The 16,284-nt window shown below is 51.9% G+C and carries 9 protein-coding genes; 1 reads left to right on the top strand and 8 read right to left on the bottom strand.

Features of this window, described 5'->3' with window-relative positions; genetic code table 11:
- Positions 1-48: 48 nt before the first annotated feature.
- The 5 genes from narI to LQK91_RS16850 form a co-directional block, all read right to left on the bottom strand.
- Positions 49-726 (bottom strand): respiratory nitrate reductase subunit gamma, encoded by a 678-nt coding sequence (gene narI / locus LQK91_RS16870; RefSeq protein WP_008927097.1) that lies wholly within the window; start codon positions 724-726, stop codon positions 49-51.
- A complete protein-coding gene (narJ, locus tag LQK91_RS16865; RefSeq protein ID WP_105099840.1) occupies positions 723-1,451 on the bottom strand; it encodes a nitrate reductase molybdenum cofactor assembly chaperone in 729 nt (242 codons plus the stop codon). Before narJ ends, narI begins: the two co-directional genes overlap by 4 nt.
- Positions 1,448-2,992 carry a nitrate reductase subunit beta gene (gene narH, locus LQK91_RS16860; RefSeq protein ID WP_105099841.1) on the bottom strand — a complete coding sequence of 515 codons (1,545 nt, stop codon included), beginning with the start codon at positions 2,990-2,992 and terminating at the stop codon, positions 1,448-1,450. The genes narJ and narH overlap by 4 nt, the downstream gene beginning before the upstream one ends.
- Entirely contained in the window at positions 2,989-6,750 is a 3,762-nt protein-coding gene (locus LQK91_RS16855; protein ID WP_105099842.1) for a nitrate reductase subunit alpha, read from the bottom strand. Before LQK91_RS16855 ends, narH begins: the two co-directional genes overlap by 4 nt.
- A gap of 101 nt (positions 6,751-6,851) precedes the next feature.
- Complete coding sequence (locus tag LQK91_RS16850) at positions 6,852-8,243, bottom strand: NarK family nitrate/nitrite MFS transporter (RefSeq protein ID WP_105099920.1); 1,392 nt, start codon at positions 8,241-8,243, stop codon at positions 6,852-6,854.
- A gap of 295 nt (positions 8,244-8,538) precedes the next feature.
- Here LQK91_RS16850 and narL point away from each other — a divergent pair, with 295 nt between their 5' ends.
- Complete coding sequence (gene narL / locus LQK91_RS16845) at positions 8,539-9,207, top strand: two-component system response regulator NarL (RefSeq protein ID WP_050540861.1); 669 nt, start codon at positions 8,539-8,541, stop codon at positions 9,205-9,207.
- Between the two features lie 808 nt (positions 9,208-10,015).
- On the opposite strand, the gene LQK91_RS16840 is transcribed toward narL, so the two are convergent.
- Genes LQK91_RS16840 through LQK91_RS16830 form a run of 3 tightly spaced genes read right to left on the bottom strand, consistent with a single transcriptional unit; the run spans position 10,016 to position 15,789 of the window.
- On the bottom strand, positions 10,016-12,793 hold the full coding sequence (locus LQK91_RS16840; RefSeq protein ID WP_231001650.1) for an AAA family ATPase: 2,778 nt from the start codon (positions 12,791-12,793) through the stop codon (positions 10,016-10,018).
- Positions 12,786-13,394 (bottom strand): hypothetical protein, encoded by a 609-nt coding sequence (locus LQK91_RS16835; protein ID WP_105099844.1) that lies wholly within the window; start codon positions 13,392-13,394, stop codon positions 12,786-12,788. Before LQK91_RS16835 ends, LQK91_RS16840 begins: the two co-directional genes overlap by 8 nt.
- Entirely contained in the window at positions 13,387-15,789 is a 2,403-nt protein-coding gene (locus LQK91_RS16830) for an ABC-three component system protein (RefSeq protein WP_105099845.1), read from the bottom strand. The genes LQK91_RS16835 and LQK91_RS16830 overlap by 8 nt, the downstream gene beginning before the upstream one ends.
- Positions 15,790-16,284: the final 495 nt, after the last annotated feature.

The raw sequence follows: 16,284 nt of genomic DNA, 5'->3' as shown, positions 1-16,284 counted from the left end.
GATCAGACAGGGCTGCGGGGCGGTATCTCCCCCGCAGCCATCGGGCGTTTAGCGGCGGTTTCTCACCAGCTGATAACGACGGGTCAGATACTCAACCGGCGCGCTCCAGATATGCACCAGTCGGCAGAACGGGAACAGCAGGAACAGCGTCATGCCCAGCACCATGTGCACGCGGTAGATAAACGCCACGCCTTCCAGATGCTGCGACGCGCCACCGTGGAAGGTCACCACTGCCTGAGCCCAGCCCACCAGCTTCATCATCTCACTGCCGTCCATATGCTGAGCGGAGAACGGAATGGTCAGCAGGCCCAGCGTGGCCTGAGCCACCAGCAGTGTCAGGATCAGAATGTCGCCGACGCTACTGGTGGCCCGCACCCGAGGATTGGTCAGACGGCGCTTCAGCAATAGCGCGCCACCCGCCAGCGTCAATGCACCAAACAGGCCTCCGGCTATCATCGCCAGCTTCTGCTTCACGTCGATTGGCAGGAACGATTCATACATCCAGTGCGGCGTCAGCATTCCGACGATATGGCCGAAGAAGATACCGATGATGCCGATATGGAACAGGTTAGAGGCAAGACGCATTCCTTTTTTGTCCAGCATCTGACTGGAGCCGGCCCGCCAGCTGTACTGCCCATAGTCATAGCGCAGCCAGCTCCCCACCAGGAAGACCGTTCCGGCAAGATAGGGGTAAATATCGAAGAAAAAAGTGTTAATAAAATTCATGCTGATTCTCCCGTGCTGCGCGCCGTCGCCGCGGCAATATCCAGATACTGCGGCGCAACCGCATCGGCGAAGCGACGCTGATGCATCGCCTGCTGCGCCGAGGCGCAACCCTGTTCGCTGAGAAATTTAATCTGCTCCTCTTCCCAGACCGCATCCAGTGCTGTCGGGGTATCGTCCCGCGCTTCCTGCGCCACCTGGGGCTTGAGGGCCGCAGGATCGACCGCGCTACCGGATAGCGTCAGTAACACCCTGAAAAGGTCAGCATAAGGACTCTGACGCGCTTCCAGCCGCGCAGCCAGCAAAGCCAGGATCGGCACGATGTCATCCAGCCCCTGACGCGCGGCTTCATCGCTTTTACAGGCGAGATATTCCAGGTAGAGCGGCAGATAATCGGGCAACTCTTTGCTGTCCAGCTCCAGACCGTCGGCCCGGTACTGTTCAAGCAGATCGACCATCGCCTGACCGCGATCGCGGGATTCCCCGTGTACATGTTCAAACAGCAGCAGCGAGGTGGCGCGGCCGCGATCAAACAGCTCGCAGTAATCAGCCTGCACATCCAGTATTGGCCGGGCGCAGAGCTCATGGATAAAGCGCACCAGCCGTGCGCTCTGCTGCAGGTTAAGTTCACTGGCCTCTTCCAGTGCCGCAATCAGGTCGGGATAGTGCGTAAACAACGCCTCGTCCGGGTAGTCCAGCAGGCGTGACAGAACACGCAGCGTCATCATGAGGCCTCCTCGGGACGGCTGGTTTTTTTGCTGACATCGATGGCATCAATACGCCGGCTGTTGAACAGATTGAATTTGGTGTCACTGCCGTGGCAGCCATCGCCAAAGCTAAAACCGCAGCCTTTGCTTTCCGGGAAGGCTTCACGCGCCAGTTCGCGGTGGCTGGAGGGCACCACAAAGCGATCTTCATAGTTTGCGATCGCCAGATAGCGGTACATCTCCTGCGCCTGCGCTTCGGTCAGACCGACCTGCTCCAGCGCCCGGATATCATGCTCACCGTCCACACTTTCTGCGCGCTTGTAATGGCGCATCGCCAGCATGCGTTTCAGCGCCAGCAACACCGGTGCGGTGTCACCTGCGGTCAGCAGGTTCGCCAGGTACTCAACCGGAATGCGCAGGCTTTCCACATCCGGCAGCACGCCAGTGTGCGCCAGCGCCCCACCATCCACCACCGACTGAATCGGTGACAACGGCGGCACATACCAGACCATCGGCAACGTGCGGTATTCAGGGTGAAGCGGCAGCGCCAGCTTCCACTCCATCGCCATTTTATAAACCGGGGATCGCTGTGCTGCGTCGATCACGCTATGCGCGACGCCATCTTTCAGCGCCTGCGCAATCACCACGGGATCATTAGGATCAAGGAAAATATCCAGCTGGCTCTGATAGAGATCTTTCTCGTTTTCTGCGGCGGCAGCCTCTTCAATGCGGTCAGCGTCATAGAGCAGCACGCCGAGGTAGCGAATACGGCCAACACAGGTTTCTGAGCAGACGGTGGGCTGACCCGCTTCGATACGTGGATAACAGAAAATACATTTTTCTGACTTGCCGCTTTTCCAGTTGAAGTAGATCTTCTTGTACGGACAGCCGGTCAGGCACATGCGCCAGCCGCGACATTTATCCTGGTCGATCAGCACGATGCCATCTTCGCCGCGCTTGTAGATCGCGCCGCCAGGACAGGTCGCCACACATGCCGGATTAAGGCAGTGCTCACACAGGCGTGGCAGATACATCATGAAGGTGTGTTCAAACTGGCCGTAAATCTCCTTCTGGATGTTATCGAAGTTCTTATCCTGCGCGCGTTTGGCAAACTCGCCGCCGAGGATCTCTTCCCAGTTCGGGCCGTTTTCGATCTTTTTCATCCGCTGACCGGTGATCAGCGAGCGCGGACGTGCGATCGGCTGATGTTTACCGGCCGGCGCAGTGTGCAGATGCTGATAATCGAAATCGAACGGCTCGTAATAATCATCCAGCGCCGGCACATCCGGGTTGGCGAAGATCTTCGACAGCAGGCCGACGCGACTGCCCATGCGCGGTTCCAGCTTGCCGTTGATCTTACGGATCCAGCCGCCCTTCCACTTCTGCTGATCTTCCCAGGCGTGCGGATAACCGACGCCAGGTTTGCTTTCGACGTTGTTGAACCAGGCGTATTCCATGCCCTCGCGGCTGGTCCAGACATTTTTACAGGTCACCGAGCAGGTGTGGCAGCCGATACATTTGTCGAGGTTCAGCACCATGCCGACCTGTGAACGAATTTTCATGGTTTTACCTCCTGCTGGCTGCCCTGGCAGGCATCGTTGCCTTCCCCATCTAACCAGTTAACGTTGTTCATTTTTCTCACCACCACGAATTCATCGCGGTTGGAGCCGACAGTGCCGTAGTAGTTAAAGCCCCAGGAGAGCTGCGCATAGCCGCCGATCATATGGGTCGGTTTCGGGCAGGTTCGCGTCACCGAGTTATGGATGCCGCCGCGCTGGCTGGTGATCTCCGACCCGGGGATATTCACGATGCGCTCCTGGGCGTGGTACATCATGGTCATACCGGCCGGGATGCGCTGGCTCACGACCGCACGCGCAGTCAGCGCGCCGTTGGCGTTGAACGCTTCGATCCAGTCGTTATCCACAATGCCCAGCTCGCGGGCGTCATCTTCACTCATCCAGACGATGGGTCCGCCACGTGACAGCGTCAGCATCAGCAGGTTGTCGCTGTAGGTTGAGTGAATGCCCCACTTCTGATGTGGCGTCAGGAAGTTCAGCGCCTTCTCCGGGTTACCGTTGGGCTTGCTGTTCAGCAACGGCTTCGCCGCGCGGGTATCAATGGGCGGACGATAGACCATCAGGCTTTCCCCGAAGGCGCGCATCCACTCATGATCCTGATAAAGCTGCTGACGGCCACTCAGGGTGCGCCACGGGATCAGCTCATGAACGTTGGTGTAGCAGGCGTTGTAAGAAACGTGTTCATCTTCAAGACCTGACCAGGTCGGGCTGGAGATAATTTTGCGCGGCTGCGCCTGGATATCGCGGAAGCGGATTTTCTCGTCTTCTTTGTTGAGTGCCAGATGCGTGTGGTCACGACCCGTAATAGTGCCCAGCGCCTGCCAGGCTTTCACCGCCACCTGACCATTGGTTTCCGGTGCCAGCGCCAGGATCACTTCTGCTGCATCGATCGCCGTGTCGATATTCGGCCGTCCTGCCGCCGGGCCATCCGCTTTGACGTAGTTCAGCTGTTTGAGGAAATCGACTTCTTTGCTGGTGTTCCAGCTGATGCCTTTGCCACCGTTACCCAGGTTATCCAGCAACGGTCCCAGCGAGGTAAAACGCGCCCAGGTCGCCGGATAGTCGCGTTCCACCACCATAATGTGTGGCGCGGTTTTGCCTGGAATCAGGTCGCACTCCCCTTTTTTCCAGTCTTTAGTTTCAAATGGCTGCGCCAGTTCGGCTGGCGAATCATGCAACACCGGCAGCGTAACCACGTCAGTTTCAACGCCTAAATGGCCAGGACAGAGATCGGAGAAAGCTTTGGCAATGCCTTTGTAGATCTCCCAGTCGCTTTTTGAATCCCAGGCAGGATCGACAGCGGCCGAAAGCGGATGAATAAACGGATGCATATCCGAGGTATTCATATCGTCTTTTTCATACCAGGTGGCGGTAGGCAACACCACGTCGGAATAGAGACAGGTGCTCGACATGCGGAAGTCGAGTGTGACCACCAGATCCAGTTTGCCTTCGGCGCCCTGGTCCAGCCATTCAACTTCTTCAGGCTTCACGCGGCCCTGCTGGCCCAAATCTTTGCCCTGAATACCGTTTTCGGTACCCAGCAGGTATTTCAGCATGTACTCATGCCCTTTACCGGAAGAGCCAAGCAGATTGGACCGCCAGACAAACAGGTTGCGCGGGAAGTTCTGCGGGTCGTCCGGCTGTTCAGCGGCGAACCGCATGGTGCCCTGCTTCAGGCTCTCCACGGTATAATCCAGCGGTGACTGACCGGCGGCTTTCGCCTGTGCCGCGATGTGCAGCGGGTTGACGTTAAGCTGAGGCGCAGACGGCAGCCAGCCCATACGTTCGGACCGTACGTTAAGGTCGATCAGGCTGCCGCTGTAGCGGCTTTTGTCCGCCAGCGGTGACAGCAGTTCGCTGGTGGCCAGGGTTTCATAACGCCACTGACTGGAGTGGTTATAGAAGAAGGAGGTGCTGTTCATCTGACGTGGCGGACGCTGCCAGTCGAGTCCAAAGGCCAGCGGGGCCCAGCCGGTCTGCGGACGGAGTTTTTCCTGGCCGACATAGTGCGCCCAGCCACCTCCGCTCTGACCCACGCAGCCGCAGAAAATCAGCATGTTCATCAGGCCACGGTAGTTCATATCCATGTGATACCAGTGGTTCATACCGGCACCGACGATGATCATTGAGCGGCCATGGGTTTTCTCGGCGTTTTCGGCAAACTCGCGGGCAATGCGGATGATGTTCTGACGGGAAACGCCCGTAATCTGCTCTGCCCAGGCCGGGCTATAGGCTTTGATCTCATCGTAGTTTTGCGCGCAGTTGGCATCATCCAGACCGCGATCCAGACCATAGTTTGCCAGGGTCAGGTCGTAAACGCTGGTGACCAGCGCTTCGCTGCCATTGGCCAGCTGCAGGCGTTTCACCGGCAGTTTGTGCAGCAGGATCTCATCCAGCGCGACGCTGTTGAAATGCTCACTGGTGATGCCGCCAAAGTAAGGGAAACCGACCTCAACCACCTCATCGTGGCTGCCGAGCAGGCTAAGCTGCAGTTCCACTTCTTTTTGTGACAGACCGTCGCGCTGCTCCAGGTTCCATTTGCCTTTTTCGCCCCAGCGGAAGCCGATAGATCCCTGCGGCGCGGTAAGCTCGCCGGTCGCCTCGTTGATTGCGACGGTTTTCCATTCCGGGTTATTTTCCTGACCCAGACCATCCACCAGATCGCTGGCGCGCAGCTGACGGCCTGCTGCGAAGTAGCCGCCCTCGCGCGGTTCCAGCATGACCAGCATCGGCATATCGGTATAACGTCGCACGTAGTCGCGGAAATAGCCAACCTCGCGATCAAGATGAAACTCTTTCAGCATCACATGGCCCATTGCCAGCGCCATCGCGCTGTCGGTGCCCTGCTTCGGACTCAGCCACTGATCGCACAGCTTCGCGACTTCAGCGTAGTCCGGGGTGATCGCCACGGTTTTCGTTCCCTTATAACGGACTTCGGTAAAGAAGTGGGCGTCCGGGGTGCGGGTCTGCGGCACGTTAGAGCCCCAGGCGATGATGTAAGAGGAATTGTACCAGTCAGCCGATTCCGGCACGTCGGTCTGCTCGCCCCAGGTCATCGGTGACGCTGGCGGCAGGTCACAATACCAGTCGTAAAAGCTCAGGCAGGTGCCACCAATCAGCGACAGGTAACGTGCGCCTGCCGCATAAGAGACCATCGACATTGCCGGAATCGGCGAGAATCCGACAATGCGGTCAGGGCCGTAAGTTTTCGCGGTGCAGATGTTCGCAGCGGCGATCATCTCATTGACTTCCTGCCAGCTGGAACGAACAAAGCCCCCGCGGCCACGCGCCTGCTTATAACTTTTTGCTTTTTCCGGATTGCTGATGATGGATGCCCAGGCCTCCACCGGATCGCTGTGCTGCGCTTTCGCGTCGCGCCACAACTGAATCAGCTTCTTGCGCATCAGCGGATATTTCAGGCGATTAGCGCTGTAGAGATACCAGGAGTAGCTTGCACCGCGTGGACAACCGCGCGGCTCATGGTTGGGCAGATCGGGACGGGTACGTGGATAGTCGGTCTGCTGGGTCTCCCAGGTGACCAGACCGTTTTTCACGTAGATTTTCCAGCTGCATGAGCCGGTACAGTTAACACCGTGGGTGGAGCGCACGATTTTATCGTGCTGCCAGCGGCTGCGATAGCCATCTTCCCAGTCGCGGTTGCTGTTTAAGGTCTGGCCATGCTGGCCGGAAAACGGCTCGGCCAGCTGTTTAAAATAACGAAATCGATCAAGAAACTTGCTCATCCGGAATACTCCTGAAGGCGTTGTATGACATTGCTGACTCTGCATCTGTCGTGACACAGAAAGGAAAATTTTGCCGGTGTGCCACACCGGCTTTATCGTTATCAGGCGCGGGCTTTTCGTCCGTAAACCAGCCAGGTCACTGCGATACAGCAGAGGTAAAAGACCAGGAAGATTTTCATCGCGCCAGCGGGTGAACCGGTCATCGCGAGCGACAGGCCAAAGGTCTGCGGAATAAAGAAGCCGCCCAGCGCGCCAATGGCGGAGATAAAGCCGAGCGCAGCCGAGGTTTCCGTTCCAGCTTCACGCTGCGCATGCGCATCGTCGTCGCCTTCAGCTTTGATACGTTCCAGCGTCAGCTTGCGGAAGAGCACCGCAATCATCTGGTAGGTAGAGCCGCTGCCCAGACCGGAGGTCAGGAACAGGCCCATAAATACGGCGAAGAAGGCGATAAATGAGCCGTCATGTCCGTCACCCGGCAGGGTGAGGAACAGCAGCGCGGTAAACAGCGCCATCAGGATGTAGTTGACCAGCGTGACGCGGGTGCCGCCGAGACGGTCAGAGATGATGCCACCTGCTGAACGGGCCAGCGCGCCAATCAGCGGGCCGAAAAAGGCGTAATGCATGATCACAACATCAGGGAATTGCGTCTTCGCCAGCATGGCAAAACCGGCCGAGAACCCAATAAATGAACCGAAGGTCGCCAGATAGAGCAATGCCATAACCCACAGGTGTGGGCGTTTCAGCACCGGCAACTGTTCACGCAGCGAGGATTTCGCCGCTGCCAGGTCGTTCATGCCGAACCAGGCCGCCAGCGTGCCGAGTGCCAGAAACGGCACCCATATCCAGGCCGCATTTTCCAGCCAGATGCTGTCGCCGGTGACGGTGGTATGGCCTGTATCCGCAAAACCAAAAATGGCGCAGGAGATGGCCAGCGGTGCAACAAACTGCATCACGCTGACGCCAAGATTACCCAGACCGCCGTTGATGCCCAGCGCGCCGCCCTGACGGGCTTTGGGGAAGAAGAAGCTGATGTTGCCCATGCTTGAAGCGAAGTTAGCACCGCCAAAACCGCACAGCAGAGCAATCACCATAAAAGTGGTGAATGAAGTCTGGCTGTCCTGTACAGCAAAACCCAGCCACAGACAGGGAATGATCAGGATGCCAGTGCTGAAGGCTGTCCAGCGGCGTCCGCCAAAGATGGGAATAACAAAAGAGTAAGGAACACGCAGCAAGGCGCCAGAGACCGACGGCAGTGCGGTCAGTAAAAAGAGCTGTTCGGTGCTGAAGTTAAAGCCCACTTTATTGAGGTTAACCGCGACGGTGCTGAACAACATCCAGACACAGAAACCCTGCAACAGGCAGAAAACAGAAATCCACAGGTTACGGCTGGCGATACGCTTACCGCGCGCCTGCCAGAACGCCTCGTTTTCCGGCTGCCAGTCCTGAATTAATGCGCCGCGCATCGGAGTTTGCAAAGGAGCGGAGTGGGTCATAAATTTCTCATCAGCAGAATAATAATTGTGCATATCCTGCGTATCCGGCCTGGCGGCTTGCTTGATACAAATCAACGGCAAGGCAGGTTACAAAGGCGCGGCAATCCCTGACCATCCCGGTTAAGTAGTTAGCTGGCTGCTTATAACCCTTATAAATCATGCGGTTTAATGGCAGCCGCAAGCGCCGTCAGCAAAGGGATGTCTGAATGGAAATAAAGGAGTAGTCCATAAGGGGTATATAGCGACCGGACTTCCCCGTTAAGATAGGCATTGTCGCCCGCCGGGGCTGACGCAGATGACAGGAACAGGAGCCATAGTGACGGACGGGAAATTTACGCTTTTACTGATCGATGACCATCCCATGCTGCGTAGTGGACTTAAGCAGCTGATTGCGCTGGATGAGCGACTGCAGGTCGTTGCCGAAGCAGGTAATGGCATTGATGGCCTGACGCTGGCACAGCTGCACGATCCCGATCTGATCCTGCTTGATCTCAATATGCCAGGCCTGAACGGACTGGATACGCTAACCCAGCTGCGTGAAATCGCCCTCTCTGGCCGGGTGGTGGTATTCAGCGTTTCAGATAATGAAGAGGATGTGATCAGCGCGCTGAAACGCGGTGCTGATGGTTATCTGCTGAAAGATATGGAACCGGAAGACCTGCTGAAAGCGCTGCATCAGGCGGCTGCCGGACAGATCGTGCTGAGCGAAGCGTTGACACCGATTCTGGTTGCCCGATTACGCGAAGCGCAGCCTGGTCAGACGCGCGACATTAATCAGCTGACCCGCCGTGAACGCGAGATCCTGCAACTGATCAGCGACGGCATGACCAACAAAGCCATCGCCCGCAAACTGGACATCAGTGAAAGTACGGTCAAGGTCCACGTCAAATATCTGCTGAAGAAAATGAACCTTAAGTCGCGACTTGAAGCCGCCGTCTGGGCGCTGCAAAACGGGCTGCACTGATCTGCAACACGCCCTGATGCGGCGTGTTGCCGCCCTGCCCGCCGAAAGCTGTCGCAGAAACCGCGAGCTGTCTCGCAGCCCCACATCAGAATTAGGAAACCAGGTACTTTTCTGTCGCCAGCGGCCGCCACATTTGTCAGGATGCCAGCCAGGTTATACCCGGTCAGGAGCGGGGTGATTATCAGGCTGGCATATGCACTGCCCTATTCGTTATCATCTGATCATCCAGCGCGCCTGGAATCCTTTCGGTTTCATGGGCGTTGATCGCCAGAAATTTACCGCATTAAAGATGAGCTAAAACCTTATGCAAGAGCCAACCGAAAAGGACTTTCCTTCTCACACACCCATGATGCATTGGTGTGTTAACATTGATTATAAACGATAATTTATCATTAGAGTTTAAAAACTACATTTTAACCTATACTTTATTAACCAATTGATTTTACGAATATTTTTTACTGTACTCTTACAGTATTGTAGTCCTTCTGTTTTTCCATCCCTCTAATAACACAGAGCATCCCATGATGCCGATACCCTGTATCCAGTAGTGAAGGACAGTATGATAAAGACTCTGGCGAGCAGGTTTGGTCTAATAAACTGGGTATGTCTGCTTCCGATGAGATGGATAAAGCGGAACTTGTTCTGATAGAACAACTCTACCAGTCCGTTTTTGAAGAAAAGTTCTCGGAAGGACAATTGAGCGTAGCCATGCTAAAAAGCTAGCATCGCCGCTGGTGAGGTAGCAATGTGAGCAGGCCTTCTATGTAGAAGAAGGCCTTTTTATGTCAAATGATATATCACATACCCGTTAGCTATAGGTTGCTGTTACGCCATGCAGGGGATTACCGTGCAGCGTAATAATACGTAACTTATCTTTACATGACTCGGTGGAAAACTTCTGACGCATATGACGACGAAGACCCTGACTTGCAGTGGTCAGCACTAGGCGCATATTGGACTCACTGTTAGTAAGCATTCTGAAAACGTCCATCATAGCGACCCGGTTGAGATCATCTAGGTGAGCAACAGGCTCATCTAGGAAAAACGAGCCTTTTAAAGTCCGCGCTCTTGCAAGGAAGAGAGAAAGCGCAAGGTCTTGTCGTTGTCCCTGACTGAAGTGCGTCTGTGCGTTTAAGGTAGTGAGTGGCGTATATTCATCATTATATCCCACACCACGTTCGGGCACATGGTTCATAACAGCCTCCCAGCAAAATGCCCCCTGATCTTTTCCCATACTGAGTGCCTGATATACTTCATTAGCATGCATGCGCGAAAATAGTTCAGACGCGGGTAGTAATAGCTGGTCAAGACTCTGTTTTGCAACGTCATCTATATGCCTATCCCAAGCATCTCGTGTTTGTGATGCAACGGTAACAATCTGTTCACGTAAACCGAGCTTATGTTGAACCTGTAGGAGTGAAGCTTTTGTTTTTTCGAGCGCCGCCATGTCAGAACTGACTCTGAGAGCAGCTTTAACCTGCTCCAGCAATTGATGTGCCTGATTCAGTTTATCCGTTTCATCCTCTAATGCCTGGCTTATTACTTCACGGTGCTGAATATTTATATCAAGGTTGTGCGCTATTGCTTTCCAGCTATCAATCAGATGTGAGGTTTCTTCAAGCAACCTGCGCAAACTAGCTTCATGTTCGCTGAGAGCGTTATCTACACTCAACTTTTCTTTATCAGTCTGAGTAAGCTTCAGTGCATCCTGTTCATTATTATATTTGATTTGTGCAATGGCATGTTGTGTTTCACTTGTCCCTTTCTGGAACCATTCTCTGGCATGCTTTACTCGTTCTGACAGGGATACATTTAAAGCGGAACCGGCGGTCACCTCAAGCGCAGTTAAGGCAGAATTAAACTTCAAAAATTCTACAGCGAGTTCAGTCTGGATCATCGCATCACCAGACACTCTAATGAATTCAGTGATACTTGTATTAGGCTGCCACTTTCGAATACCAGACGCTAGAATGACTTTTTCGGCATCAGCCTCGATTCTCTGGATATCCTTATGCGCCTGGTCCGCATCCTGTTTTAACTTCGTAGCTTCGTTCAGCGCCTGCTCGGCTCTTTGTAAGGTATTGAGTGACTTCGCAACAGCATTCTGAGCGAGCAATGAAAGCGAACCTGCAGTGGAAGACATCTTCTTGAGCTGTATGATCAGAGCATCATGGCTGCCATGATGAGTGCCACATAGTGGACAGTCGTCCCCATCACTTGATCCCGCCACTTGCATACCTAGGACGTGAAGCTGCTCCTGACTGGAACTAAGAGAATTAAAGAGATCAGTCTGTTTTGCATGTTCGTTGCGATGAACATGCACCTCCTGCTGCAAAAGCAAAAGGTTATCTTCACGCGGTGCCGCAAGGATCCGACTATTCAGGCCTGCAATAAGCACAGGAACATTTTCCCAGCGCGATTGTGATTCTGTGAGACGCTGCCATGCTGCAAGATACGTTCTGCACTCGTTTTCATCCATGCGCGTGGCAGGGATGAGCAAATTGATTAAGTCAGTATTCAGCATGGAATGCGCCGTACCGGTCTCATCACTCAGCCTATCAGACAACTGCTCCCATTCTGCTATAGCATGGTGTTGTTCTGAGATATAGTTTAATCGACTTTGTTGCAGAGTAAGTTCATCAGAATCTTGGTGCATTTTTTTGTGCAATGCCTCAATTTCTGAAATCAGTGGCTCTCTTGCTTTTTGCAGCTTGTCGATAGAAACATGAAGCCCCTTTTCCCGCTGTGCAGTACTCTCTAAACTCGCCCAGCCAGCAATGATATTGTTGAGATGCGCCTGGCGTGAGGATAGGGAGTGCTGCTTCTTTGCTAGAAACATCGCAGCATTATCACACTGCTTATCAGGTAATTGCTGCTCATCAGGAGAGAATCCCGTAAGCTGGCTAAATTTAGAAAGATTATCAATAATCTGCCCCTGCGATACATTATCTGTACGTATCACACTTTCTAGCGCATTAATTTCATCTTTCAGACGGGATTGCCGTGATAACAGCTCACGATCGGAGGAGAGGCTTTGCACATACAATCTAAGATTTTTCTGCATAGGCAGCAGATGCCCATATCCAAGAATATTGGCAAAAATCTGCTGACGGTGTTCTGCATATTCATTATCTACAAGCATAGATAATGCGCTGGAATAGAGCCAGCGGCTTCTTCTTAACCAATCTTTTTTAACATTCGACCGCGACTCTCCTTCCGGGCCAAAGCCGGGAACATTCCGAGTAATAATACTCAGAAACTCTCTGTCGCTGATTTTTTTGTTTTTATCATTTTGAAGTTGAAACAGACCCTCTGGCTTACGCATAAGGCTTATTGGTCTGTCACCCAGCCAGCACTCTGCGCTAACAAAAGTATCTCCTTCACCAGACTTACATCTTAATGAGTCTGGCGTTACGTTATCTGAAGTCCCTGCAAGTAACCATTCAATTGCCTGACACACCGAACTTTTTCCGCTACCATTTGCAGCGCTGATAAGAGTAAGAGGCGCGGAAAGATCAAGGCTTAGGTATCCGGGTATGCCTCTGAAATTCTGGATATGTAACTGATTAATAAACAATTCAGACATGATCTCCTCCCCATTTAGCAGCATGCTGCTGCGCAAGTGTCGTGGGGGCAATAGATTCTAATTCCGTAATCAACGCAAGGCCCGCCTCACTGAATCCAGATGGCTGATCAACCGCGACCACATCTCCTACCTCATTCAGCGCGAGCACACCGATTCTTTCAACACGGTTCCATTCGCCCTCTTTAAAGGTGACGACATGCTTGCGTACCAGGCGGGTATTCTGTTCTATATCTGTGATAAGAATATTCAACTGAACGGGGTCTTCCGGAAAGGCCAAGATAAGATAGCCATCAAGCGCAGTTCCCGGTGTTTCTAATCCCACGAGCAGAGCATCTAGGTATCGCTCTGCTGCGAGTGTCTGACGCGTAAATTCACGCGGTGCATCAGCTGTTACGTAGTGTAAAGATATCAGGGCATAGTCTGAATACCATACATATTCGGTTTGAGTTTGCGTGGGAAAAACGGATGAAGCGAGAATATCTGGGTGTTTCAACTCTGCCTGTTCTCTGAGCTGCTTAATGGCACCATCATCAATTCTGACAAAACCACTTCTTTCCGCTTTTGTATTAATAATCTCAACTAACGTATTCCATTCACTCATCCGTGTTTTCCCTTAATTCAGCGAGAAATGCATCGATACCAGTACCATCTACATCGTTCATATATTTTTCTTCGAGTTCAGCAAGCCAATACATGCTGACCTGCCTGTTTACTTTATATTCCGTAATGTCATTGTCACCACCACGCCTAAGGGGAAGGACAATATCGGCTCTCAGAGTCTCACCGGGCTTTGCTGCCCAAGGCCTGAATATCCCCATTCCCTTAGCAAAAACCGTCAGAGGAGGATGTTCACCGGACTCACTTGCCCAAGTTGCAATCTCCGCGTGGAACTGGCGGGAATTAAAGTCAGGGTTGTCCAAAGTGACCAGATGAATGGTCGCGGGCATCTGATTCCATTTAAGGGTCCCGCTTTTTGTACAGTCACTTTGCCATTCAAACGCTGTATGTTTACTAAGATAACTGTTTAATTCTGCAAGACGGGCAATGCGCAGGCTGTCAGTAAAAAGTTCATCCGGATGAACTTGGGTATAAGGTCTCAGTCTGTTTATGCTGTGATGAACTAAAAGCTCAGCTGAATTTCCTTTATCAGTGCAGTACTGTATCTTCAGCTGTTCAGCCGCTTTGAAAGGATATAGCGTATTAACATTTGCGTCATGAAGTTTGATTGTGGAGAGAAGCTCAATAAAGAGAGCAGAATATTCTTCCTGTAATTTGCCTTCCTGGTACTGGAACAGCGCTGAGTCGATAATTTTTAAAACCGGATCATTCCAGCCAGCCCGAAATAATGCAACAGATGTTTGCTCAGAGCGAACAACAATGCCCTCCGAAGCAGTTGTGCGAGTGGCCATTAGTGTATGGCTGTTATCCATACCGGGATAGAGCCCCGTGAAAGAGCGCAGTTCTACATTATAAAGGCACTTAGAAGGATGGCAGGAAATTAGTGCGAGCTTAGATTTACTCTGCAGCACGTCCAGATGAGCGATGGCCATTCTAAAATTATCCATCGTTGCGCAATTCGCAGCACTTAATGCCACAACGTGTTTCTTACTGTCTGTTGTCTGTTCAATAGACATTGCGAGGCGACTCAACATGGCTTTTGCCGGTGTAACTCCACAGAAAAAATCATGTCCAATAACCGGCCAAAGATAAGCATCCCGAAAGATGAGGCAGAGCTGATGAGTACCCTGTCCCCGACTAGTACAGTCCGGAACATTTTCAATCATTAAATGGCAGTCGGTCTCGCCTTCACTGGGACTCAACCAGCACCATCCAGCCTGATAATGTTGAGAGCCTGCCGGAATCCACTCTGGGTCAGGAAACAGGATCTCAGTAGCATCTCGCCAATGCGTCAATTGTGAACCAGAGACACAACCGCATCCCGCGATGAGCACAACATTTCCCTTGGTCTGACTAATTAAATCATTTATAGCAACGTATTCATCAGGTCGGAATGCGCTGGCATGGGAAACAATAATTGTGGAAGCCGAACCGAAACATTCGTTGCGCAGTTTTGCAATAACGTCCTGTAATACGTTCAATGCAACGTGGGTTTCTGGCAGCAAAACCACGTTAAGATTATCCCCTTCCATCAGTCTGTCAGGCACTACTGCAGTAACAACTTTTTGTGTCTCATAGAGGTCATTAGTACTGACATTAGTGTGCTTCAGAAACTGTGTTAACGGCCCGACAAGATCATTAATATCACCGGTAGTGACTTTTTGAACTTCATAATAAGTATCCCGGACAGTGCTTAACTGACGGACTCGCTCAGATAATTCAGTCCTGCGCATGAAATCTGTTTCAACCTGAAGCAACCGAGGCCATATATGATCGGCAAGTTCTGACTGATTAAGAGATTTAAGCGCATCATGCTCCCGCAACGTTACAGAATCATCGCGGGCTTTGAGGGCTGCTGCTTCAATCTCTGCGCGATACTGCAAAAGATGGGGGTTGCCCGCACCTGATAAAAATTCGCTGGCCTTATCGCCCAGTGACTCCGAGACAGCCATACACCAGTAGAACGTTTCATCTGGAGGCGGAAACATGGCGGGTTTAATCGTGGAGTAAAGAAGGTACTTGGTTAACTCTTCAAGTACTGTATCCAACTGAACGTTGGATTTATAGCGTTTACACTGAATAGCACCAATACAGATACCATCGTTATGTAAAACAACATCCCGCCCCGCATCGGCCCCGCTACTAAAGCGATGAACTTTATCGTACCAGTCCCATCCGTTTTGGCCTATCTGGGCATGGAAAATATCACTAACAAAGAGTTCAAAGTGATCAGCAGAGAAGTGACTCATGGGATATTGACCGCCATATAGTGTCAATAGAGGCACACGTGAATCAGCCAGGCTATTTTTCAAATCATCGATGAAATTATCGATTTCATCCGGGCTTACAGGGCGTTTCAACCTCTTTCTTTTTGACATCAGCTTTCATCCTGTGGCTGAGACGGACTTACAACAATGGTTAATCAAAAGAGGATAATAATTTTTTCATCTTAAAAGAACACGTAGGATCAAATAATTTAAGAATAAAGGTATTGAATTTTTAATAATACTTTAAAAACAATGAATTAAAAAATAAGATCACGTCAGCACGATTGCCACTCTTGCTGCAAAGTATAAATTGGTCTGAACATTCTATAGTTTTTCCGTTGCCGAAAAAACATACTAGTATCTGTCATCTAGTTAGGCTTACGGATAGTTATGGTTCCCTTTTTTCAACGACGTAATCAAGCCGTTCAAGATATGAAGCCATGTTCTCAATTGGTCTTCTGTGCTCATGCCGCTAACTTTCTGGTACAGGGGGCGCGGGCAAGTGAATATCTGGCAGTATGGAGACAAAAAAATCATTGTGCAAAGCGGTAGTATTGGTGCTTGTCATGTGCATGACGCTGTTATTAACATTAGAGTAGGGACCAA

Origin of the sequence: Pantoea sp. MHSD4 (assembly GCF_021043305.1) — a bacterium.
Lineage (GTDB): Bacteria > Pseudomonadota > Gammaproteobacteria > Enterobacterales > Enterobacteriaceae > Pantoea > Pantoea eucalypti.
The sequence above is the reverse complement of the archived record's forward strand: the minus strand, read 5'-3'. Positions and strand labels throughout refer to the sequence as shown.

Bases quoted from the DNA above. Each gene is read 5' to 3' on its own strand.
- narI (WP_008927097.1), bottom strand. From the start codon at position 726: ATGAATTTTATTAACACTTTTTTCTTCGATATTTACCCCTATCTTGCC.
- narJ (WP_105099840.1), bottom strand. From the start codon at position 1,451: ATGATGACGCTGCGTGTTCTGTCACGCCTGCTGGACTACCCGGACGAG.
- narH (WP_105099841.1), bottom strand. From the start codon at position 2,992: ATGAAAATTCGTTCACAGGTCGGCATGGTGCTGAACCTCGACAAATGT.
- LQK91_RS16855 (WP_105099842.1), bottom strand. From the start codon at position 6,750: ATGAGCAAGTTTCTTGATCGATTTCGTTATTTTAAACAGCTGGCCGAG.
- LQK91_RS16850 (WP_105099920.1), bottom strand. From the start codon at position 8,243: ATGACCCACTCCGCTCCTTTGCAAACTCCGATGCGCGGCGCATTAATT.
- narL (WP_050540861.1), top strand. From the start codon at position 8,539: ATGACAGGAACAGGAGCCATAGTGACGGACGGGAAATTTACGCTTTTA.
- LQK91_RS16840 (WP_231001650.1), bottom strand. From the start codon at position 12,793: ATGTCTGAATTGTTTATTAATCAGTTACATATCCAGAATTTCAGAGGC.
- LQK91_RS16835 (WP_105099844.1), bottom strand. From the start codon at position 13,394: ATGAGTGAATGGAATACGTTAGTTGAGATTATTAATACAAAAGCGGAA.
- LQK91_RS16830 (WP_105099845.1), bottom strand. From the start codon at position 15,789: ATGTCAAAAAGAAAGAGGTTGAAACGCCCTGTAAGCCCGGATGAAATC.